This is a genomic window from Streptomyces sp. JLBG701 (assembly GCF_058544905.1).
The window spans coordinates 7,251,685-7,272,692 of record NZ_CM178588.1 but is presented as its reverse complement, the minus strand read 5'-3'; the positions used below and the strand labels follow the sequence as shown (position 1 = coordinate 7,272,692).

20 protein-coding genes are annotated in these 21,008 nt (G+C 69.3%); 11 read left to right on the top strand and 9 right to left on the bottom strand.

Annotated features, from left to right (window positions below; translation table 11 throughout):
* Positions 1 to 275 precede the first annotated feature (275 nt).
* Positions 276 to 467 (bottom strand): hypothetical protein, encoded by a 192-nt coding sequence (locus AC5DRG_RS33745; protein WP_491803297.1) that lies wholly within the window; start codon positions 465 to 467, stop codon positions 276 to 278.
* Between the two features lie 112 nt (positions 468 to 579).
* Between AC5DRG_RS33745 and AC5DRG_RS33740 the strand changes: the two genes are divergently transcribed.
* Complete coding sequence (locus AC5DRG_RS33740; RefSeq protein ID WP_491803296.1) at positions 580 to 993, top strand: VOC family protein; 414 nt, start codon at positions 580 to 582, stop codon at positions 991 to 993.
* 35 nt (positions 994 to 1,028) lie between these two features.
* Here the strand turns inward: AC5DRG_RS33740 and AC5DRG_RS33735 are convergent, their stop codons facing one another.
* On the bottom strand, positions 1,029 to 2,405 hold the full coding sequence (locus AC5DRG_RS33735; protein WP_491803295.1) for an AfsR/SARP family transcriptional regulator: 1,377 nt from the start codon (positions 2,403 to 2,405) through the stop codon (positions 1,029 to 1,031).
* Between the two features lie 194 nt (positions 2,406 to 2,599).
* On the opposite strand from AC5DRG_RS33735, the gene AC5DRG_RS33730 reads away from it, so the two are divergent.
* Positions 2,600 to 3,130 carry a hypothetical protein gene (locus AC5DRG_RS33730; protein WP_491803294.1) on the top strand — a complete coding sequence of 177 codons (531 nt, stop codon included), beginning with the start codon at positions 2,600 to 2,602 and terminating at the stop codon, positions 3,128 to 3,130.
* Positions 3,131 to 3,133: 3 nt separating this feature from the next.
* On the opposite strand, the gene AC5DRG_RS33725 is transcribed toward AC5DRG_RS33730, so the two are convergent.
* Positions 3,134 to 3,979 carry an SDR family oxidoreductase gene (locus AC5DRG_RS33725; RefSeq protein WP_491803293.1) on the bottom strand — a complete coding sequence of 282 codons (846 nt, stop codon included), beginning with the start codon at positions 3,977 to 3,979 and terminating at the stop codon, positions 3,134 to 3,136.
* Between the two features lie 113 nt (positions 3,980 to 4,092).
* On the opposite strand from AC5DRG_RS33725, the gene AC5DRG_RS33720 reads away from it, so the two are divergent.
* Positions 4,093 to 4,485 (top strand): winged helix-turn-helix transcriptional regulator, encoded by a 393-nt coding sequence (locus AC5DRG_RS33720; RefSeq protein WP_491803291.1) that lies wholly within the window; start codon positions 4,093 to 4,095, stop codon positions 4,483 to 4,485.
* Between the two features lie 30 nt (positions 4,486 to 4,515).
* On the opposite strand, the gene AC5DRG_RS33715 is transcribed toward AC5DRG_RS33720, so the two are convergent.
* On the bottom strand, positions 4,516 to 4,899 hold the full coding sequence (locus AC5DRG_RS33715; RefSeq protein ID WP_491803290.1) for a VOC family protein: 384 nt from the start codon (positions 4,897 to 4,899) through the stop codon (positions 4,516 to 4,518).
* Positions 4,900 to 4,997: 98 nt separating this feature from the next.
* Between AC5DRG_RS33715 and AC5DRG_RS33710 the strand changes: the two genes are divergently transcribed.
* The 3 genes from AC5DRG_RS33710 to AC5DRG_RS33700 are packed head-to-tail and all read left to right on the top strand — an operon-like array spanning position 4,998 to position 8,088.
* Positions 4,998 to 6,041, top strand: coding sequence for an ABC transporter substrate-binding protein (locus AC5DRG_RS33710; protein ID WP_491803289.1), 1,044 nt, complete (start codon positions 4,998 to 5,000; stop codon positions 6,039 to 6,041).
* Entirely contained in the window at positions 6,038 to 7,039 is a 1,002-nt protein-coding gene (locus AC5DRG_RS33705; protein ID WP_491803288.1) for a FecCD family ABC transporter permease, read from the top strand. The genes AC5DRG_RS33710 and AC5DRG_RS33705 overlap by 4 nt, the downstream gene beginning before the upstream one ends.
* Positions 7,036 to 8,088 carry a FecCD family ABC transporter permease gene (locus tag AC5DRG_RS33700; protein ID WP_491803287.1) on the top strand — a complete coding sequence of 351 codons (1,053 nt, stop codon included), beginning with the start codon at positions 7,036 to 7,038 and terminating at the stop codon, positions 8,086 to 8,088. Before AC5DRG_RS33705 ends, AC5DRG_RS33700 begins: the two co-directional genes overlap by 4 nt.
* Before the next feature lie 54 nt (positions 8,089 to 8,142).
* Here the strand turns inward: AC5DRG_RS33700 and AC5DRG_RS33695 are convergent, their stop codons facing one another.
* Positions 8,143 to 9,183, bottom strand: a complete 1,041-nt coding sequence (locus tag AC5DRG_RS33695) for an NAD(P)-dependent alcohol dehydrogenase (RefSeq protein WP_491803286.1) — start codon at positions 9,181 to 9,183, stop codon at positions 8,143 to 8,145.
* A 195-nt stretch (positions 9,184 to 9,378) separates the two neighbouring features.
* Here AC5DRG_RS33695 and AC5DRG_RS33690 point away from each other — a divergent pair, with 195 nt between their 5' ends.
* Positions 9,379 to 10,284, top strand: a complete 906-nt coding sequence (locus AC5DRG_RS33690; RefSeq protein WP_491803284.1) for a helix-turn-helix domain-containing protein — start codon at positions 9,379 to 9,381, stop codon at positions 10,282 to 10,284.
* A 10-nt stretch (positions 10,285 to 10,294) separates the two neighbouring features.
* Here the strand turns inward: AC5DRG_RS33690 and AC5DRG_RS33685 are convergent, their stop codons facing one another.
* Entirely contained in the window at positions 10,295 to 11,068 is a 774-nt protein-coding gene (locus AC5DRG_RS33685) for a group II truncated hemoglobin (protein WP_491803283.1), read from the bottom strand.
* Positions 11,069 to 11,176: 108 nt separating this feature from the next.
* Here AC5DRG_RS33685 and AC5DRG_RS33680 point away from each other — a divergent pair, with 108 nt between their 5' ends.
* The 3 genes from AC5DRG_RS33680 to AC5DRG_RS33670 all read left to right on the top strand — a co-directional run bounded on the left by AC5DRG_RS33680 (position 11,177) and on the right by AC5DRG_RS33670 (position 19,239).
* Complete coding sequence (locus AC5DRG_RS33680) at positions 11,177 to 12,259, top strand: hypothetical protein (RefSeq protein WP_491803282.1); 1,083 nt, start codon at positions 11,177 to 11,179, stop codon at positions 12,257 to 12,259.
* Between the two features lie 597 nt (positions 12,260 to 12,856).
* Entirely contained in the window at positions 12,857 to 18,871 is a 6,015-nt protein-coding gene (locus AC5DRG_RS33675; protein WP_491803281.1) for a DNRLRE domain-containing protein, read from the top strand.
* 35 nt (positions 18,872 to 18,906) lie between these two features.
* Entirely contained in the window at positions 18,907 to 19,239 is a 333-nt protein-coding gene (locus tag AC5DRG_RS33670; protein ID WP_491803280.1) for a hypothetical protein, read from the top strand.
* A 70-nt stretch (positions 19,240 to 19,309) separates the two neighbouring features.
* Here AC5DRG_RS33670 and AC5DRG_RS33665 read toward each other — a convergent pair whose 3' ends face one another.
* Both AC5DRG_RS33665 and AC5DRG_RS33660 read right to left on the bottom strand, forming a co-directional pair.
* Positions 19,310 to 19,651, bottom strand: a complete 342-nt coding sequence (locus AC5DRG_RS33665; RefSeq protein ID WP_491803279.1) for a hypothetical protein — start codon at positions 19,649 to 19,651, stop codon at positions 19,310 to 19,312.
* The gene (locus AC5DRG_RS33660; RefSeq protein ID WP_491813235.1) at positions 19,648 to 20,127 is read right to left on the bottom strand and encodes a DUF6232 family protein; all 480 of its coding nucleotides are present in this window, start codon (positions 20,125 to 20,127) and stop codon (positions 19,648 to 19,650) included. The genes AC5DRG_RS33665 and AC5DRG_RS33660 overlap by 4 nt, the downstream gene beginning before the upstream one ends.
* 121 nt (positions 20,128 to 20,248) lie before the next feature.
* Here AC5DRG_RS33660 and AC5DRG_RS33655 point away from each other — a divergent pair, with 121 nt between their 5' ends.
* Positions 20,249 to 20,383 (top strand): hypothetical protein, encoded by a 135-nt coding sequence (locus AC5DRG_RS33655; protein WP_491803278.1) that lies wholly within the window; start codon positions 20,249 to 20,251, stop codon positions 20,381 to 20,383.
* 11 nt (positions 20,384 to 20,394) lie between these two features.
* Here the strand turns inward: AC5DRG_RS33655 and AC5DRG_RS33650 are convergent, their stop codons facing one another.
* Positions 20,395 to 20,964 (bottom strand): PH domain-containing protein, encoded by a 570-nt coding sequence (locus tag AC5DRG_RS33650; protein ID WP_491803277.1) that lies wholly within the window; start codon positions 20,962 to 20,964, stop codon positions 20,395 to 20,397.
* Positions 20,965 to 21,008 lie beyond the last annotated feature (44 nt).

Below are 21,008 nucleotides of genomic sequence, written 5' to 3'. Positions count from 1 at the left end.
CTTCGTCTCCGAAGCGGCCTGCCAGTGCCTTCATCACGGCGAAGACGTGGGGCCAATGAGTCTCATACCCAAGGACCGCGCCGACCACCAACGGCTCGTATGTGCAAGTCAGTTCGTCGGTAGTCCACTCCACGCGTCCCGTTGCGTCGTACAGGTCGGTTGGCGGCGCACCTACTACGGACAGGACTTCCGGCGACCACGAGTCGGAGACTGGCTGTTGACGCAGGATTGATGGCAGCGACTTCGTGCGCCAGGTCAGTCGGCCGATGAAGCGATCACGCGTTGTCGTGGGGTCGATCGAGGCAAGCTCGGCCCAGCTGACCCAGCTGCGAGCGCATCCCAGTCGACAGATCGATGGGAAGACCACGGTCCGGTGCAAGCGGTTGAAAACCCGCGTAGTTGCGCACGCCGAAGAGGCAGGCAAAGGCTGCGTAGTCGGTCTCGTCATACAGCGGCCAGAGATCCATGGCGGCCACCCACAGCTCGCCGTCGCAAGAGGCAGTCCCTGAGTGCCTGCTGGCGTACCGAATGACTGGCCGTGCTGGTCGAACGGGGCATCGGGGCGACTAACGTATGAACATGGCGGTGTTCGAGGCTGTTCAGGTGAACCTGTGGTGCGACGACGTGGAACGCTGCGCAGCGTTCTTCCGTAGCCTAGGGATGCCGGAGAAATTCCGCTTCCCGTCCGACGGCGAGCCGCACCAGGTCGAGGTGGAGGCTGCAGGCGTCCGGATCGGATTCAGCTCCGCCCGCGTGGGCAGCGAGCTTTTCGGTATCGCGACGACGCACGGGGAAAACAGTGAGGTCGTGTTGTGGTGCAACGACGTTGACGGCCTGCATCAGACGGCGCTCGATGCAGGAGGCGGGCCACTGACGAGTCCGACCGACTCGCCGGACGGACGTCTGCGATATGCCTGGCTACGCGATCCTGAGGGTCACCGCGTGAAGCTCGTACAGGAACGCAGCGGAGTGGCTGTTGTCGGTCCCTGGTAGCTCGGGGTTGCGAAGCCAGCCGAGATCACTGGATCTCAGCGCATCCGTCCGGCCTCTGAGGTCTCCGCCGGTCCCCCGGCCCCGACCCGCCCCCTCCCGCAAGTAGCCAAACTGCACCACCGTCGCCGCCCCCTCTCGTCCAGGAACAGCCAGCCGCAGTCCTCCCCCGGGCAGCTGCGGATGGTGAAGCGGCGTGGGTCCGCGAGGAGTTCTGTCGCGCTGCGGGCCACGGCGAGGACGGGGAGGCGTAGGCCTGTGGACGGGGGCAGGTGCCAGTGGGCCAGGCCGTCTTCGGTGCGGGTGAGGACGGAGGTTCTCGCCGCGTCCTGGGCCAGGGTCGCGACCGCGGTGAAGGCGCGGCCGTCTTCCGGATCGGTGAGGCAGGCGTACAGGTGGGTGCGGAAGGCGCGGGCCTCCGCCAGGGCCGCAGCCGCGGCAGCCGGGTTCTCCGCCGCCTGGCGGAGCAGGCCGGTCACCGCACCGTCGTCCGCCAGGTCCAGGTGGCCGGTCCACACCGCCAGCGTGGAATACGCGCGCAGCCAGTCCGAGCCGGGGAGTTCGGGGCCGCCCCAGCCCGCGTACGTGTTGCAGAACTCCAGCGCCGGATGCCCGCTGGTGCTCCACGGCAGCCACTCCTCGCCGACCCGCACCGCGTACAGGGGCGCGGGGGGCCGTTCCAGTCGGTGATCGCCCTGGAGGATCCGGTCGTGCAGCGTGGTCAGGGCGGTGCCCGGTTCTATGCCCAGTTCCGTCACCAGCGCCTGACGCGTGCGGCGATACACCTCAAGTGCCTCCGCCTGGCGGCCACTTCGGTACAAGGCCGTCATCTGGGCGAGGACCAGCCGTTCCCGGCCGGGATGTTCCCCGGCGAGCGGCGTCAGGTCCGCCACGACCCGTTCGTGCAGGCCCATGGTGAGCTGGACCTCGGCCCGCTGCTCCAGCGCGGACAGGCGCAGTTCGGCCAGCCGGCCGCCGAGCCGTTCGCGCAGTGGGTCGTCGGCCACGTCGGCGAGCAGTGGGCCGTGCCACAGGCCCAGGGCCTGGTCGTAGCGGCGCACCCGTTCGCCGGGATGGGCGGCGCCGGACGCCTGGCGGACGAGGGTGAGGAACTCCCGCGCGTCGATCACATGCGGGCCGGGGTCGATGACGTAACCGTCGTGTCTGGTACCGATGTTCAGCCCGTACGGCGCGAGGCGGGCGCGCAGTCTGCCGACGTACGTGTGGACCGTGCCGCGCGCCGAGGCCGGCCCGGCGCCGTTCCACAGCAGGTCGATGAGGTGGGCGGTCGTCACGACGTGCCCCGCCCGCAGCAGCAGGATCGCCAGCAGGCACCGTTCCTGGCGACGGCTGCCCAGCGGAACGGACCGGCCCTCGTGACGGGCCTCGAACGGGCCGAGCAGCTGGAACTCCATGACGGAGGTGAGCCTAGAGCCTGGTGCGCCTCCCAGCCACAGGGTGGTGGCGTGGTCGTGGTGAGGATGTGGTCAGCGGGCGGGGCGAGGCTGACACCTCAGTTCACTTCAGCAGCTCACTTCAGCAGCTCACTTCAGCAGCTCACTTCAACAACCCACCTCAGCAGCCCACTTCCGCAGGGAGAGACCCCACCATGCGTCGAACCGCCGTCACCCTCACCGCACTTGCTGCCGTGCTCCTCGGCACCGCAGCCACCGTCCCCGCCTCGGCCACCACCAACACCACTACCACCAGCCCAAGTTGGGAACCCGCCCCCTCCTCTCCCTGGGACGTCGCCGCCGGCGTCCGTTGCGACTTCCCCGTCCATGGTGAGCCCGTCGTCGACGAGGTCGTTCAGCGCGTGCTCGACACCTATCCCGACGGTTCGGCGAGACTCGTCGAGTACAAGGGCGCCCTGGTCGTCCGGGTCACGAACACCGATACCGGGGCCTCCTACGACACCGACGTCAGCGGCCGCGCCCTCGTCGAGTACCGCACCGCCGGCTCCCAGTTCTGGTCCGTGCACGGGCCCGTCCTGGTGGGCTTCGGCGAGAACAAGGGCACCCTGGCCCGCGGCCTCTACACCATCGACGGCGTGTACACCCTGGACATCAGCGCCACCGGCTACAAGACCCTGACCATGCTGCACGGCAACAGCGACGACCTCTGCGCCCGCATCGACTGAGCATTAGCGGAACGCCGCGACATTGCGCCGAGCCCACTCCGCGAAGGCACCAGGCGCCCGACCCAGAACGCCCTCAACGTCGGGGCTGACCCGCTGCTCGTCCGGCGTCGGTTCGCCGAGCACCGCCAGCGTGGTGTCGACCACCGGCTCGGGCATGAAGTTCAGCATCTGGGTACGGGCCTCCTCCCGGCTCTGCTCGACGAAGCGGACCGGTTCACCGAGGGCGTCGGCGATCGCTGCCGCCCGTTGCCGGGGTGTGGTCGGGGCAGGGCCGGTCAGGACGTAGGCCCGTCCGGTGTGACCGTCCTCGCGCAGCGCCACGGCGGCCACCTCCGCGATGTCGGCCGGATCGACCGTCGGCAGGCCGACATCCGCGAACGGCGCGGCCACGATCCGGCTGGTGCGGACCGACTCGGCCCAGGCGTACGCGTTGGAGTGGAAGCCGTTGGGCCGCAGGATCGTCCAGTCCAGGCCGGACTGGCGGACGGCGTCCTCGATGGCCCGGAGCGTTCCCCCGTGCGAGGCGGAGTGCGGCCGGGTCGCGACCCCCTGGGAGGAGAGCAGCACGATTCGCCCGACACCGCCGGCCTTCGCCACGTCGAGGATGTCACGCGGGGTGAGGAGGTGTGCGCTGGCCGCGCCGTCGTGGAGGAACAGCGCGTCAGCGCCGTCGAACAGCGGTCGCAGGCTCTCCGCGTCGGTCAGGTCTGCGCGCGCGTGCCGGACACCTTCCGGCACGTCGGCGGCCGAGATACCCCGGGACGCCGCGGTCACCCGCTCGCCGGCCGTCGCGAGGATCTGTACGAGCGTCCGGCCGACGTTCCCGGTCGCCCCCGTCACTACGATCATGAGCAACTCCCCTGATTATTTGGCCCTGTTGGCCATGCGGGGACGCTAACACCGCCGATATAGTGGGTACCTAGAGGAAAGTGACTACCTCGGACGACCCTGAAGGGGTACACATGACGGGCACCCCGAACCGCACCGCCCCCGCCGGCACCGACCCCCAACTCGCCTGCCCCGTAACCCCCGTCGTGGACATGGTCTTCAGCCGCTGGACCACCCCGATCCTCTGGACCCTCCACACCCACGGCCGCCAGCGATTCGTCGAACTCGAACGCCGAATCACCGGCATCACCCCGAAGGTGCTGACCCAGCGGCTACGGCAACTGGAGCGCGACGGTCTGGTGGTGCGCACGTACTACCCGGAGGTCCCGCCCCGCGTCGAGTACGAGATCAGCGAACTCGGCCGCAGCCTCGGCCCCCTCTTCGCGCACCTCGCCGACTGGACGACGGACAACCTCGACAGGGTCGAACAGGCCAGGCAGACGTACGACACGGATCCGGCCCGCTAGCGAGCCCGCCCCGTACCGCCCCCTGCCGCCTCACCCACCACTGCCATACGGCCTGGTCAGGATCTCCAGATTGTGCCCGTTCGGATCGTCGAAGTACGTGCCCCGGCCGCCGTCATTGGTGTTGATCTCGCCGACCAGGCGGTGGAAGGGATCCGCCCAGTACGTCAGCCCGGCCTCCCGGACGCGGGCGAAGATCACGTCGAAGTCGTCCTCGGACACGAGGAACGCGTAGTGCTGCGGGGTGATGGTGCCAGGGGTGTCGATGTAGTCCAGGGTGACCCCGTTGGGGATCTGCACCGGGATGAACGGACCGTAGGGCGGGCTCACTTCGAGCCCCAGGATGTCAGCGAGGAACTGGGCCGACGTCTTCTTGTCGTGTGCGGCGACGATGGTGTGGTTCAGCTCAACGGTCATCGTGTGGGCCTCCTCACGCACCAACATACTCCCGGGCGGTTTAAGGTAAGCCTTGCCTTAGTAAGCGATCCGAGTGATCCGTGCCGGTCGGAGTAATCGTGCGTGCGTTGAAGTGGAAGGCCGTCCTGGCCGCGTCCCTCGTCGGAGGGCTGATGGCGGGCTGCTCCTCGGCCTCCGACAACGATGCCAAGAAGGAGAGCGACAGCGGGCGCAACCCCGTCATGGGCGCCTCCGTCGGGCCGTCCGCGGCCCCCAGCACCCTGGCCGAGGGCATGGGCGCGGACACCGACACGGACGGGACCTTCCCCCGTACGGTCAAGCACTTCGAGGGCAGTACCACCATCAAGGCCGAGCCCACGAAGATCGCCGCGCTCAGCACCGGCCAGCTCGACGACCTGCTGACCCTCGGTGTCGTCCCGACCGCCGCCACCCGCGGCGACAACGCCGGACTCGTCCCGGACTACCTGGCGGACGCCTTCCCCAAGTACAAGAAGCAGCTCGCCGCGATGACCGACGCGGGCACCCGCCAGGCCCCCAACCTGGAGACCCTGGCCGCCGCCAAGCCCGACCTGATCCTCGTCAACGACTCCCTCGCGGACCTCTACCCCAAGCTGTCGAAGATCGCCCCGACCGTCGTCACCGCGGGCAACGGCATCAACTGGAAGCGGGACCTGCTGCTCGTCGGCGAGGCGGTCGGCAAGGGCGAGCAGGCGCAGAAGCTGCTCGACGGCATCGTCGACGAGGCCACCGAGAAGGGCCAGGACCTCGGCGACCCCGCCGTGTCCATGGTCCGCTTCACCCCGGGCCGCACGCGCATGTTCGGCGTCTCCTCCTTCACCGGCTCGATCGCCGTCGACATGGGCCTCTCCCGCCCCAAGTCGCAGCAGTTCAACGACATTTCGGAGGACATCGGCGCGGAGAGCATCGACACCGCCGACGGTGACTGGATCTTCTACTCGGTCCAGGGCGACCCCGACGAGACCGACGCGGCCAGTGTGCTCGCCGGGCCCCTGTGGAAGTCGATGAAGGCCGTCAAGGCGGGCAAGGCGATCAAGGTCGACGACGACCCCTGGTACCTCAACGCCGGTCCCACCGCCGCGCGTCTGGTCGTACGACAGCTCGCCGAGCACATCGGCAAGTGAGCCGGTATCTCGCCGGTCCGGCCGCCGCCCTCCTCGCTGTCCTGGGGGTGGCGGCCGTCGCCGTGCTCAGCCTCGCCGTGGGCACCCGCCCGGTCCCGCCGGCCGCGGTGCTCGACGCCCTGCTGCACGGCGGGAGTTCACCGGACGCCCTCGTCGTACGGTCGCTGCGACTGCCCCGCACCGAGATCGGACTGACCGCCGGCGCGGCCCTCGGCCTCGCCGGGGCGGCACTCCAGGCGGTCACCCGCAATCCGCTCGCCGACCCCGGCATCCTCGGGCTGAGCCAGGGCGCGGCGGCCGGCGTGGTCTTCGCCATCGCCTTCGGCCTTGGATACGGCTTCGGCGGCTACGTCTGGTACGCCTTCGCCGGCGCCGTCGTGGCCGCCCTGCTGGTGTACGGCATCGCGGCGCGCGGCCGGGGTGGCGCCTCCCCGGTGAAGCTGGCGCTGGCCGGGACCGCACTGTCGGCGATGACGGCCGGGGCCACGACCGTCGTCCTCACCTCCAGCTCGGCCACCCTGGACCAGTTCCGTTTCTGGCAGGTGGGCACGCTGAGCGGGCGCGACGCCGACACGGTCGTACGCATGCTGCCGTTCCTGGCGGCCGGGGCGCTGCTGGTGCTGGCCTGTGCGCGGGGGCTCGACGCGCTGGCGCTGGGGGACGAGACGGCGAAGGCGCTGGGACACCGGGTCACCCTGATCCGTTCCTCGGCGGCGCTCGGCGCGACCCTGCTGACGGCGGCCGCGGTCGCCGCGGCGGGCCCGATCGCCTTCGTGGGCCTGGCCGTCCCCCACCTGGCCCGCCGCCTCACCCCGTCCGGCGGCCACCGTCGCCTCCTCCCCCTGTCCGCGCTGCTCGGCGCGGCCCTGCTGACCGCCGCCGATGTGGCGGGGCGGGTGGTGCGGGCCCCGGCGGAGGTGCCGGCCGGGGTGATGACGGCGTTGGTGGGGGTGCCGGTGCTGGTGGTGCTAGTGCGGCGGAAGGGGGCGACGACGTGACAGACACCCGGGGCCTGACCGCCGGGCTCACCGTCCTCCGCCCCTCCCCCTCCGTCTCCCTCCTTCTCCACCGCCGCTCCGCCGCAGTGGCCGTAGCCCTCCTCCTGCTGCTCGCCGGTGTCATGTTCGCTTCCGCCTGTCTCGGGCAGATCTTCGTGTCGCCCGGTGAGGTGTGGCGGACCGTGCGGGGCGAACCGGGCCCCTACGACCTGGTCGTGAACGAGTTGCGGGTGCCGCGGATCGTGCTCGGGGCGTTGGTCGGGGCGGCGCTCGGGCTGTCGGGGGCGCTGGTGCAGACCGTGACGCGGAATCCGCTGGCCAGTCCCGATGTGATCGGCGTGGGACATGGAGCGGCTGCCGCGACCGTGATCGCACTGGCCACCGGGGTCGTGACGTCGCCCGGGGCGATGCCCGTCATCTCCGTCGTGGGCGGGCTCGCTGCCGCCGCCCTCGTGTACGCGCTGGCTTGGCGGCACGGGATGCAGCCAAGTCGCTTTGTTCTCACGGGTGTTGGTATCGGCGTCGCGCTGTCGGCCGTAGTGCAGCTCTATCTCACGGACAGCGAGTTGGAGGCGGCCGAGCAGGTCAAGCTCTGGCTGACCGGCAGCCTCAACGGGCGTGGCTGGGAGCAGGCCGGCCCGCTGGCCGTCGTACTCCTGCTGTCGTTGCCCGCGCTGGTGTGGGCGAGCCGGGCCATGCGTCCGCTGGGCCTGGACGCGGAGACGGCCGCCGCGCTCGGTGTGCGGGTGGACCGTACGCGGCTCGGGCTCACCGTCCTCGGTGTCGTCCTCGCGGCCACGGCGACCGGCGCGGCCGGGCCGATCGGGTTCGTCGCGCTCACCGCGCCGCAGTTGGCCCGGCGGCTCACCCGTACGCCCCAACTTCCTTTGCTGGGAGCCGCGTTGACGGGCTCGGTCGTCATCGTGGCCGCCGACCTCGCCGCCCGTACGCTGCTGTCGCCGCTGGAGGTCCCGGTCGGGGCGTTCACCTCGCTGGTCGGCGGGCCGTATCTGCTGTGGCTGCTGGGCCGGCGTACGGCGGTGCGGTGAGGGCCCCGGAGCAGTGCGGCTCCGGGGCCCTCGGTCTTGTGGTGGACGAGACGATCAGATGGTCGCGGTGTCGATCACGAACCGGTAGCGGACGTCACTCGCCAGCACCCGGTCGTACGCCTCGTTGATCTCGGAGGCGCTGATCAGCTCGATCTCCGCGCCGAGGTTGTGCTCCGCGCAGAAGTCCAGCATTTCCTGGGTCTCCTGGATGCCGCCGATGCCGGAACCCGCGAGGGTCTTGCGGCCGCCGATCACCGAGAAGAGGTTGAGGGAGATGGGCTCCTCGGGGGCGCCCACGTTCACCAGCGCGCCGTCCGTCTTCAGCAGCGACAGGTACGCGCCGAAGTCGAGCGGGGCCGAGACCGTGGAGACGATCAGGTCGAAGGTGCCGGCCAGCTCCTTGAAGGTGTTCTCGTCGCTGGTGGCGTAGTAGTGCTCGGCGCCCAGCTTCAGGCCGTCGTCCTTCTTGCGCAGGGACTGCGAGAGGACCGTGACCTCGGCGCCGAGCGCGGCCGCGATCTTGACGCCCATGTGGCCGAGGCCGCCCATGCCGACGATGGCGACCTTCTTGCCGGGGCCGGCGTTCCAGTGCCTCAGCGGGGAGTACGTGGTGATGCCGGCGCAGAGCAGGGGCGCGGCCACATCGAGAGAGAGGCCGTCGGGGATGCGGACGGTGTAGTTCTCGTCGACGACGATCTTCTCGGAGTAGCCGCCGTAGGTCGGCTCGCCGTTCTTGTCGAGAGCGTTGTACGTGCCGACGTTGCCGGCGGTGCAGTACTGCTCCAGGCCGGCCTTGCAGTTGTCGCACTCGCGGCACGAGTCGACCATGCAGCCGACGCCCACGCGGTCGCCGACGGCGAACTTGGTGACGCCCGAGCCGACCTCGGAGACGATGCCCGCGATCTCGTGGCCGGGCACCATCGGGAAGATGGCCTCGCCCCAGCCCTCCTGGGCCTGGTGGATGTCGGAGTGGCAGATACCGGCGAACTTGATGTCGATCAGGACATCGAACTCACCGACCTCGCGGCGTTCGATCGTGGTGCGCTCCAGCGGCGCCTTGGCGGCGGGGGCGGCGTACGCAGCAACAGTGGTCATGCCGGATTCTCCTAGGGGGTGGCGCGCCCGGCTGCCTTCTGAACTTTCGGCCTGAACTTTCGGCCTCCGACCGGGCACGGTGTCCAGCATGCCGGACAGCCCAGGGTCCACCCAGGTCACGGCTCTGTGTACGTTCACTGGTCCTACTACTGGCGGGGTCAGGCTCGTGGACGTACGACCGTGAATACTTGAGGCATGGACGAACAGCCCGAACCCGCGCAGGCGCCCGGAGCCGGGAGCGGCCCGGCCCTGGACCGGCGTGCCGAGCTCAGCGAGTTCCTGCGCACCCGGCGGGCCCGGCTGAAGCCGGAGGACGTGGGACTGCCCGACTTCGGCCGGCACCGCAGGGTGCCCGGGCTGCGGCGCGAGGAGCTGGCTCAGCTGGCCGGGGTGTCGGTGGCGTACTACACGCGTCTGGAGCAGGGCAACGGGCGGAACGTCTCGGCGGAGGTCCTCGACGCGATCGCCCGCGCGCTGCGGCTGAACGACGCCGAGCACGCGCACCTCACCCACCTGGCGAAGCCGAAGCACAAGAAGAAGCAGACCGCACGGCCCCAGCAGGTGCGGGCGTCGCTGGCCCAGCTGCTGGACACGATGGACGGGATTCCGGCGTACGTCGTGGGGCGGCGTTCGGAGATCCTGGCGTGGAACCGGATGGCGGCGGCGGTCTTCGGCGACTGGTCGGAGCTCGCGCCGCAGGACCGCAACTGGGCGCGGATGGTGTTCCTGCGCCCCGAGTACCGCGACCTGTTCATCGACTGGGAGCAGAAGGCGATCGACATCGTCTGCACCCTGCGCATGGACGCCGGCTGCTACCCCGACGACCCGCGTCTGTCGGCCCTGGTCGGCGAACTCTCCGTCAAGAGCGAGGACTTCCGGCGCCTGTGGGCCACCCACGACGTCAAGGAGAAGAACCACGGCCTCAAGCAGCTGCACCATCCGCTGGTGGGCGCGCTGGCCCTCCAGTTCGAGTCGTTCAGGCTCCCCGACGACAGCGACCAGGCGTTGGTCATCTACCACGCGGAGCCGGGTTCCCCGACGGCGGAGGCGCTGCGGCTGCTGGCGAGCTGGGGGACGGACGCGACCAGGGTGTCCAGGTGAGCCGCGTGGTCTAGGAGGGCTGATACGGCGGTGCCGCACCCCAGTTCCACCGGGGTACCGGCTGCTCGGCCGGCGGCTTGGCGTCCGGCCCGGAGAAGTACACGGCGAGGCGTGTCCCCCACTCCACATAGGCGAGGAACGCCGAGCGGAACTCCGCGTCCGTGGGCAGACCGGCGTCATCCGCCGCGTCCTGGATGAGGTTGACCCAGCGACGCCTCTGCACCTCGGTGATGTTGCGCCCCATGTGCTTGGCGACCATGTGCCCGTGGCCGCCCTGGTGCTCGGAGTAGGCGGCCGGCCCGCCGAACACCTCCCCGAGCCACGCCGCGACGTGCGCGGAGTGTTCCGGGGCCAGTCCGTCGAACACCGGCGCCAGGATCTCGTCCTTGAGGACCTTGCCGTAGAACACCTCGGTGAGCCGAGAGAAGGCTTCGGCGCCGCCCGCCCAGGAGTAGAGCGTCGGCACGGAGGCGCCGCGCCCGTGCACCGAGGTCGGCGTGTAGTGCCGCATCTCCTCGATGCTCCCGACGTACGGCCGGATCTCGGCGAGAAAGGCGGCGAACAGCTCCGACTTCCGGAACCCTTCGAGGTGCGCCTCGGTCGAGGTCCAGGTGATACGCAGGATGAAATGCTCGAAGTCCTCCTCACAGCGCGTCAGTTCGTAGTCCACGCACTGCGGCGCGGCGGCGAGCTGCCTGGCCGCCCTCGTGTAGGCCGCGAGAAACTCGGCGGACTGCTGCTCAGGGATGCGGTAGCGGATGTACTCGACCGTCTGAGTCGTCATGCCGCCCAGACAACCACGAGGTAGCCGGAAATGGGCCTCGACGTCCGCGATGTACTCCGTACCCGAGAACCTGAATCTCCTTTGCGGTCGTACGGCATGATTGCGGGCATGCATAGAGGGGTGGGCGGGGGGCTCCGCCGACTGTGGCCGTGGCGTGGGCGCGACGACTCGGCACTTGTCGAGATCGAGGCCGAGATCACCGCTTTCGGTGAGGCGCTGAACGCCCATTCCTTCAGCCCCGGCCAGCCAGGTGCCACCGAGGAGATGCGGGCCGAGCTGGCGCGGGCCCTGGACGCGTACGAGCAGGCGAAGCGGGACTTCGTCGGCGACCGGACCCGGGCGGACGCGCTCGACGCCCTGCGCTCACTGGACGAGGGCAGGCACGCGCTGGCCTGTCTGGATGCCCTGCTCGCCGGCCGGCCGCGGCCGCAGCACATGCCGCTGTGCTTCTTCGACGCCCGGCACGGGCGAGCCACCCGGCAGGTCGGCTGGGCGCCCCCCGGGGGCGTCGCCCGCAACATCGCCGTGTGCGCGGCGGACGCGGTCCGTCTGACGGAGAGCCCGGGCCGGATCACTCCGCCGCCGGGCCCGCGCAGGACAGTCCCCGCACAGCCGCGCCAGGCCAGACCTCGCACGACAACGCCGGTGAACGCCCCGCAGCCGCAGGTCGGCGGGAAGGGCGGCGACGGTGAGCAGACGCATCAGCTGGCGATGCCGTCGTACCGCCCGGCCGTGTTGGTCTTCTCGACGAACGGACAGGCACGGATCCACCTGCGCTTCGAGGGCAAGAAGGGACGCTCCTCGCGCCTCTACCGGCTGTCCGGCGACGGCACCCCCGTCACCGCCCGGATCCCGCTGCCGGAGGGGAGCAAGACGATCGCCTTCCGAGTGTTCGCCAACGGCGATCGGGAGGCGTGGACGGCGACCGCGGCACCGCTGCGGGAAGTCCCACGCTTCCAGGACTCGATCAGCGGCACCGGATCCGATGTCGTGCACTACCGAGGGGAACCGGGCCCGGGCGTCCTGCAGTACACGGGCCCGAGCCAGATCCAGCTCGAGGCTCTGGACGACCGCCTCGCCTACTGGGTGACGGTGGCCGAGGGCCAGGACGGGGAGCTTGCGTTCCAGTGGCCGGGCCGCGGCTATTACCAGGTGCGCTCGTCCGGGACGTGGAGTCTGTCCGCCACGTGACGCCCATTCCCTGGCGCGGACGGAAGACCGACCGCCCGGGTGACCGGCAAAGCCCGGAACGCCCCACCAAGAGCGCCCCCCAGCATCCACATCAGGCCCACTCGCCATGCTGGAGGCGGCAATTGGAGCGTTTGGGCCACGTCGGCGGCGGTGGCGGGCCGGACTCCGGCCCGGCCGGACCGCGTTGCGATCCAGGGCGAGAACCAGCCACACGGGCGGCCTCGGGCGATCACAGGTGACTAACAATTACGAAGGGTCAGCTCAACGGCGTAGGCAGGGAAGTTGGAGCGACTTCGTCCAGTTTGCATCGTCGTTCACAAAGGGGATTCGCGGCTTACTCACAGGTGGTGCCGGGCTGCGGCTGGTAACCAAACACCTGTCAAGAGCTGTTGACCCCAGCCAAGGTCACCGTATGAAAACGGTAAGAGTTCCGTGCGCTTCCCTTCACAGCTTCCTGCCCTTTGATCACGCCAATCGTGGCGCAGGGGGCGTCACGGTGTGAACACGGGAGTGTTGATGAGACATATGGGGAGAATGCTCTTCCCGGTCTCAGGGGGGCGCGCGAGATCCTCGCGCACTTTTCTGAGGCGTACGGCATTGTCGCTGGCCGCCGTGCTGGCGGCGGAGGCCGCGCTGGTGTCACTGGAGTCGGGGGAGGCGTTCGCCGCCGACTCCGGCACCACCCAGGTGACCGAGTTGTCGGCCGCCGCCACCAAGTCGGCGGCTGCGTCGGCCGATTCGGTCGCGGCGGCGCAGCTGATGGCCCGTGTGCAGGGCCGGAAGATCGAGGTGCTGTCGCAGCGGACGGCGGATTCGACGACGTACGCGCTGCCCAGCGGGGAGTTGCAGACGTCGGCGTACGCGGGTCCGATCCGGGTGAAGCAGGACGGGGTATGGAGGGATATCGACACCTCCCTGTCCGACACGGGATCCGAGCTGACGCCGGCCGCGACGGTCGCCGATATCGCCGTCTCCGACGGCGGTGACCGGCAGTTGGCGTCGGTGAGCAAGGGCAGTGAGTCCTTCGGTCTGGGCTGGGAGGACAAGCTGCCCGCACCCGAGGTGAAGGACGGCACCGCCTCCTACGACCTCGGCGACGGGCAGACGCTGTCGGTGACCGCGCTGGCGCAGGGCTTCTCGCAGTATCTGACGCTCGATCGGCAGCCGGACGGCGCGGCCGTCTACCGGATGCCGTTGAACCTGGACGGGCTGAAGCTGTCCCAGGCCGACTCCGGGCACCTGCTGCTGAAGGACGACGACGGCAAGCTGGTCGCCGAGGCGTCGGCGCCGATGATGTGGGACGCGACCAAGGACAAGCTCTCGGGTGAGTCCGCCCACCAGGAGCAGGTCGCGACCGAGATCGAGACGGCCGCCGACGGTTCGCAGACCCTCGTCCTGACCCCGGACCCCACGTTCCTGGCCACCGCGACCTACCCGGTGACGGTCGACCCGACGACCACCCTCGCGGTCACCACGGACACCTGGATCCAGACCCCGGACTACCCCGACTCCCAGCTCAGTTCGCAGGAGTTGAAGTCGGGCACCTACGACTCGGGGACGGACAAGGCCCGTTCGTACCTGAAGTTCGACGTGTCGAAGTTCGTCGGCAAGCACATCACCGACACCAACTTCGCCCTGTACAACTACTACTCCTCGACCTGCTCCAGCAGCGGATCGGGCACCACGGTCCGCCGGATCACCTCCTCCTGGTCCTCCTCGACGCTGACCTGGGCCACCCGGCCCTCCTCCTCGGGCACCGGCGCCGTCATCAACCTGGTGCCGCACGGCTACTCCTCGTCCTGCCCGGCGGCCTGGTCCAACTGGGACATCGACACCATCGTCCAGGCCTGGGCCGACGGCACCACCAACTACGGCCTGATGGTCTACGGCACCGACGAGACCGACTCGCTGACCTGGCGCCGCTGGCGCTCGGCGAACTACACCACCTCCGGCTACGCGCCGAAGCTGACGGTCACCTACAACTCCTACCCCTCCACGCCGAGTTCGCTGGCGATCTCGCCCTCGCAGGTCAACACCTACAACGGCACCCGCTACGTGACCTCGCTGACCCCGACCCTGTCGGCGAAGGTGACCGACCCGGACGGCTCCAGCACCAAGGGCCAGTTCGAGGTCACCGCGGACCCGGCGTACGCGGACACCACCTACTCCTACACCGGCACGTCCTCGTCCGTCTCCTCCGGCTCCACGGCGAAGCTGACGATCCCGTCGGCCTCCGCGCTCCCGGCCGGTACGCATCTGCGCTACCGGGTGCGGGCCTACGACGGCACGGACTACGGCGCCTGGACCGGCTACACCACGTTCACCATGAACACCGGCCTCCCCGCCGCGCCGACGGTCACCTGTGACACGTACACGGCGAGCAGCTGGACGGCGAAGGCCGATGACGCGGTGTCCTGCACCATCGACACCTCCTCCACGGACGGCGCCGGCTACTACTGGGGCCTGGACAACAGCAGCCTGCCGAACAAGAAGCTGGACACCACCAACGGCACCGGCGGCGACTCCGCGACCGTCTCCATCGACCCGGCGAACGGCTGGCACACGCTGTATGCCCGCACGGTCGACTCCGGCGGCAACCTGTCGACGGCCACCACCCAGTACTCCTTCGGTGTAGGTGCCGACGGCGCGGCGATCCTCTCGCCGCAGGCCGGTGACACCACCGCCCGCCGCCTGACCCTCGCGGCCACCGGCCTGACCTCCTACACGGGAGTGACCTGGCAGTACCGCCGTGGCGAGACCGACTCCTGGCACACCGTCCCGGTCGGTGACGTCACCGCCTCCGGCAACGCGGTCTCCAGCTGGCCGGTCGCCGTCACCTCCGGCACCGCGACCAAGCTGGTGTGGAACACGGTCAGTTCACTGTCCGAGGACGGGGCGATCGAGCTGCGCGCCGCCTTCACCGACGGCACCACCACCGGCCACTCGCAGACCGTCGAGGTCACCCTCGACCGCGACGCCGGCACCGCCCCGAGCGCCGCGGTCGGACCCGGTACGGTGAACCAGCTGACCGGTGACTACACGCTCTCGGCCTCCGACGCCTCGGCGTTCGCGGCGAGCGTGGAGCGCACGTACTCCTCCCGTGCCAACGACACCGACGACGAAGGCCAGGCCGGGATCTTCGGCCCCGGCTGGACCTCGTCCGTCACGGGCGCGACGAGCGACTACACGCAGATCCGCAAGACCTCCGACACCTCCGTCGAACTGCTCTCCGCAGACGGCAGCGCAATCGCGTTCACCGCGACGTCGAGCGGCGGCTGGCAGCCGGAGACGGGTGCCGAGTCCCTCACGCTGACGGGCTCGCTGACCGGCACGACGTTCACGCTCATCGACACGGACGCCAACACCACGGTGTTCGCCAAGGCGGCCACCGCGGCGACGACCTGGACGCTGTCCTCCTCCGCCACGGCGGTCGACGACACCACGGTCACCACCGTCTCGGAGACCGTCACCTCGGGCAGCGAGACCCTGGCCCGCCCGAAGTACGTGATCTCGCCGACCGGCGCGGTCACCGCGGCCACCTGCCAGGCGACGCCCGCCACCAAGGGCTGCCGGGTCATGGAGTTCGTCTACGCCTCCACCACCACCGCCACCAGCTCGGCGCTCGGTGACTACGCGGGCCAGGTCAAGGCGATCAAGCTGTGGGCCACCACTCCGGGTGCCTCCACCGCCACCGCCGAGACCATCACGTCGTACGCCTACGGCTCCACGGGCAAGCTCCGCCAGGTCTGGGACCCGCGGATCAGCCCCGCGCTGAAGACGGAGTACACCTACGACTCCGACGGCCGGGTGGAGACGCTCACCGAACCGGGTGAGCTGCCCTGGACCTTCACCTACGGCGAGGCCGGCTCCGCCCTGACCGCAGGCGCGGGCATGCTGCTGAAGGCCACCCGCGCGGCCCTGGCTGAGGGTTCGGACAGCACCACGTCCGGGACGGCGGTCACCACCGTCGTCTACGACGTCCCGCTCTCCGGCACCACCGCCCCGCACCAGATGGACGCCGACACGGTCGCCACCTGGGCGCAGGACGAGGCACCGACCGACGCCACCGCCGTCTTCCCGGCGGACAGCGTCCCCGCCTCCTCCACCGGCGGTGACCTGACGTCGTCGGCGTACGACCGGGCCACCATCACGTACATCAACGCGAGCGGCGAGGAGACCAACACCGCCAAGCCCAGCGGCTCGATCACCACGACCGAGTACGACGAGTACGGCAACACGGTCGCCGACCTGACCGCGGCCAACCGCGAACTGGCGCTCGGCGGTTCCGCCGACGAGCTGGCCGCACTCGGCCTGACCGACCTGTCCACCGCCGACCGCGCCCAACTGCTGGCCACGGTCTCGGAGTTCTCGACGGACGGCGAACGCCTCACCGACGAGTACGGCCCCCTGCACGCCGTCACCCTCACGGAGGAACTGACCGGCACCACCACCGAGTCCACGCTGGCCGCGGGCACGGTGGTCCCGGCCCGCGCCCACACCGCGTACACCTACGACGAGAACAAGCCCACCGACGCCGCGGTCTCCAACCTGGCCACCTCGACGGTCACCGGCGCGTCCATCGCGGGCTACGCCACCGACGCCGACACCACCACGGTGACCACGACCTACGACTGGTCCACCGGCCAGGCGAAGGCAACCGAGGGCGGTGAGACCACGGGGCTCGTGACGACGTACGACGACGCGGGCCGGGTGGCCACCACCCGCACCGCGGGCTCGTCCGGCTCGGACGCCGGCACACTCGCGTACACGTACTACGACGCGGACGCCACCGGCACCTGCGCCTCGGTCGCGTGGGACGGCCTGCTCTGCAGGACCGCGCCTGCTGCGGCGATCACCGGTGGCGGGTCCAACCCCACCGAGGCGGTCACTACCGTCTACACCTACGACCGCTGGGGCCAGGCCGCGAGCAAGGCGGAGACCGCCAACAGCGTGACCCGCACCACCACCAACACGGTGGACGCGGCCGGCCGTGTGACCAAGACGGCGGTCACCGGAGGCACGGGCACGGACACCCCCGCCACCACCCTCACCTACGACGAGTCCAACGGGCAGATCGCCACCCAGGCGTCCAACGGCCAGACCATCACGCTCGGCTACGACGACCTGGGCCGTCAGACCTCGTACTCCGACGGCGCGGGCAACACCAGCACCACCGCGTACGACGTCCTGGACCGCCCGGTGAAGGCCACCGACTCGGCACCGTCCACGGTGACCTACACCTACGGCACCGCCGGCCACATGAAGACCCTGACCGACTCGGTCGCGGGCACCTTCACCGGCACCTACGACGCCGACGGCACCCTCGTCTCCGAGACCCTGCCCGGCGACTACAGCCTGACCATCACCACCGACCCGACCGGCCAGGAGACCGGCCGCGAATACACCACCTCCGACGGCACCACCGTCGCCTCCGACACCGCCGGATACACGGTCACCGGACACCAGTCCGGCCACACCCAGACCGACGGCTCGACGACGGAAACGGCCTACACCTATGACAGTGCCGGCCGCCTCACTCAGGCCGCCGACACCACCGCCGCCGGCTGCACCACCCGCGCCTACACCTTCGACGCGAACAGCAACCGCACGGCCCTGGCGACGACTTCGGACGACTGCGACAGCAGCACCTCCGACGCGACGTCGACGACCACGTCGTACACCTACGACTCGGCCGACCGCCTGGTGAACTCCGGCTACGCCTATGACGCGTTCGGCCGCACCACCACCAGCGGCGACACAACCCTGGCGTACTACACCAACGACCTGGTCGCCTCCGAGACCCTCGGAACCAGCCGCAACACCTGGACCCTGGACGCCGCCGGACGCCTCGCCGTCCAGAGCGCCCAGACCCAGGCCACCGACGGCACCTGGAGCACCGGCAGCACTACGACCAACCACTACGGCTGCGGCTGCGACAGCCCGACCTGGACGAATACCGGCGGCACGGTCACCCGCAACGCCAAGGACCTCACCGGGGACCTCGCGGCCACCACCGGCGTCGACGGCAACGCCGTCCTGCAACTCGCCAACCTGCACGGCGACATCGCCGTCCAGCTCCCGCTGGACACCACCGTCGCGGCCACCGTCCAGCACTACGACGAGTACGGCAACGTCCTCGACGACACGGCGGCCACCCGCTACGGCTGGATCGGCGCCAAGCAGCGCTCCGGCGACACGCTCAGCGGCTACACGCTGATGGGGGTCCGGCTGTACGACCCGTCCACGGGGCGGTTCCTCCAGGTCGACTCGGTCCCCGAGGGCTCGCCGAACCACTACGGCTACCCTGTCGACCCGGTCATGATGTACGACCTCGCCGGTACGAGCTGGTGGAGCAGCTGGTACTGGAAACGGCGGTGCATCATGCTCGTCGGGATGCTGATCCTCAGCGTCATTCCCTGGACGGCGTGGACCAAGATCGTGACGATCGCGTACCGGATCTCGAAGAACATCAAGCGCGCGAAGCGAATCATCCGCGTCGTCAAGCGGGTGCTTCGCGGCGAAGGGCTCAACTCCAACTCGGTGGTCCAGGGAATCTTCACCCTGTACTTCGGGTGGAACGACATCAAGACCGCTTGCCGTAAGGCCTGGTGACCGGTCCGTTTACTGGAGAAAGGTTCGTTGTCGGCGTGTTGGACATAGCCCTGTTCGCTGTCATGGCGGTCGAGTTGCTTGGCATTGCCGGGCTCTCCCTCGCCAACAAGAAGATGGTCACCGACCTTCCCTTCCGGTACGTCCTGCTGGGCGTTCTGGCGGTGAACTGGGGGATGGAAGACTCCGCGGAGTCTCGTACGCCGTTTCTGGAGGGCGTACTCGCGGGAGTGGTGATCCCGGTGCTCCTTGTCCAGGCTGTCGAGTACTACTTCGAGCAGCGGGAGGAAAGCCGCTTGCGCGGCGTCGTCCTCAAAGGAGCGTGGGTCTTCGTACCACTGCACGCCGTGTGCGTCGGGATCTTCGGGTAGCGCACACCGCATGAAAGGAGGGCCCGCCGGAAGTTTCCCTTCCGGCGGGCCCTTGGCTCATGCCCTGCTTCTACGGAGAACCCAGCAGCGCCTTGATGGCGATGATGACCGGCGTTCCCGCTTCCCCGACGAAGGTCGCGATTCCGGCGATCTTCTTGAGCAGTTTGTTGAAGCGTTCCTCGGAAGGGTTCGAGCTGATCTCTTCCGCGGCCGCGTCCACCTCCGCCCGATCACCGGCGTCCAAGTGCTGCCTCAGCGCCTGTATTTCCCGGAGGAGATCGTCGATCGCCGACTTCTCCGAACCCGAGCCGGTGACGTGCTTGCCTCCGGCCACGATGTCCCCGGAGCCGCTGTGCTGGGCCTTGCCGATGCTGCCGGGCCCGTACTGCTGGATGTGGTCGCCGCCCGTCATGAGGCCACGATGTTGCCGGAGCCGCCGTGCTGCGCCTTGCCGATGCTGCCGGCCCCGTACTGCTGGATGAGGTCGCCCTCCACGGCGTTGATGTTGTAGTTGAGCTGCGCGATATCCGGGTGGCCGATGGCCTTCGTGATCTCGCCGATGAGGTACTGGACTTCGTTTCGTTCCGTCGACCACACGGCATCGTGCTGCGTACCGGCGGTGTTGATGACCAGGCCGTACAGCGGTGGTTTGCCGATGGCCGCGACGAGCCGCCAGATCAGCAGTCCCTCCACGGCGAGCAGCAGGAGCACCCCGACCGTTCCCGCGGAAGCGGCCAGGATTCCGCCGAAGAACAGGCAGAGGAGAGTGCGCAGAATGAATCGCTTCCAGGCCGCCTTCTTGTCGACCTCAAGCACCCTCTGCCCGACATGAGAGATGGTGCGCAACGGGTAGGCCTCACTCGCCACCCACAACACACCTTCCTGCACCCGGACTTGAACCGTTAAGTGATTGGTCGCCACTGTTCGTCCCCCTCGTTGTGGTGTGGATACGGACAGTAGGGGGACCGTCATCGACTTTGTGTTCTTTGACTACCTTTCACCCAGATTGATGAATGCGCCGGGCGGCAGTACCGGAGCCGGCGCGCGGAAGGCACCGGTCGCCGGCCAGGAGAGCGGCGGACAGCCCGGTGTGGGTACCGCCGCGGCCCTCGTGGTGGCTGTCGAACTCTTCGTCTTCCACTAAGACACCCCGCATCAGCTCACGAGCACGATGATGCCCCTGACCACCAGCGCCACCACGGTGGCCCCGAAGGCGAGTGCCAGGAGGAATTCGGTGATTCCCGAGGTCTCGGTGACGCGCACCTCGTCCGCCGCAGGGTCTGTCGCCGCCTGGCGACGGCCCTCTTCCAGGATCGCGATCACCTTCCGGTGGCGGCCGAACGACGGCCACCGGCTGAACGCCTCGACCCGCACCCGCAGGCCGTTCGCCAGGTCGAGGAAGATCGCGCCTTCCCGGGGTTGGAAGTCGATGCCTGACACCACCTGCCAGGGGATCTCGTACCGGGCGTACACATTCCGGATCACCAGGGTGGTGGCGCTCACGGATACGGACGTCACGAAGTGAACGCGTACCAACCAGACGGCCACGAGCCACAGAGCGACGACCACCAAGATCCCCGACACGCTCACTTCGGGCGTCGGCTGGGAGAACCCGACGATCAGCGTCACAGGGAAGGTCGCGACGGGGAAAGCGCCCATCACTCGACGGTCCCACCAGGGGGTGATGCGCTCCAGGTTCTCCGTCATTCCCTCACTCGCCGTCATTCGCCCTCATTCACCGAAACAAGAAAGCGGCCCGCCCAGGACAA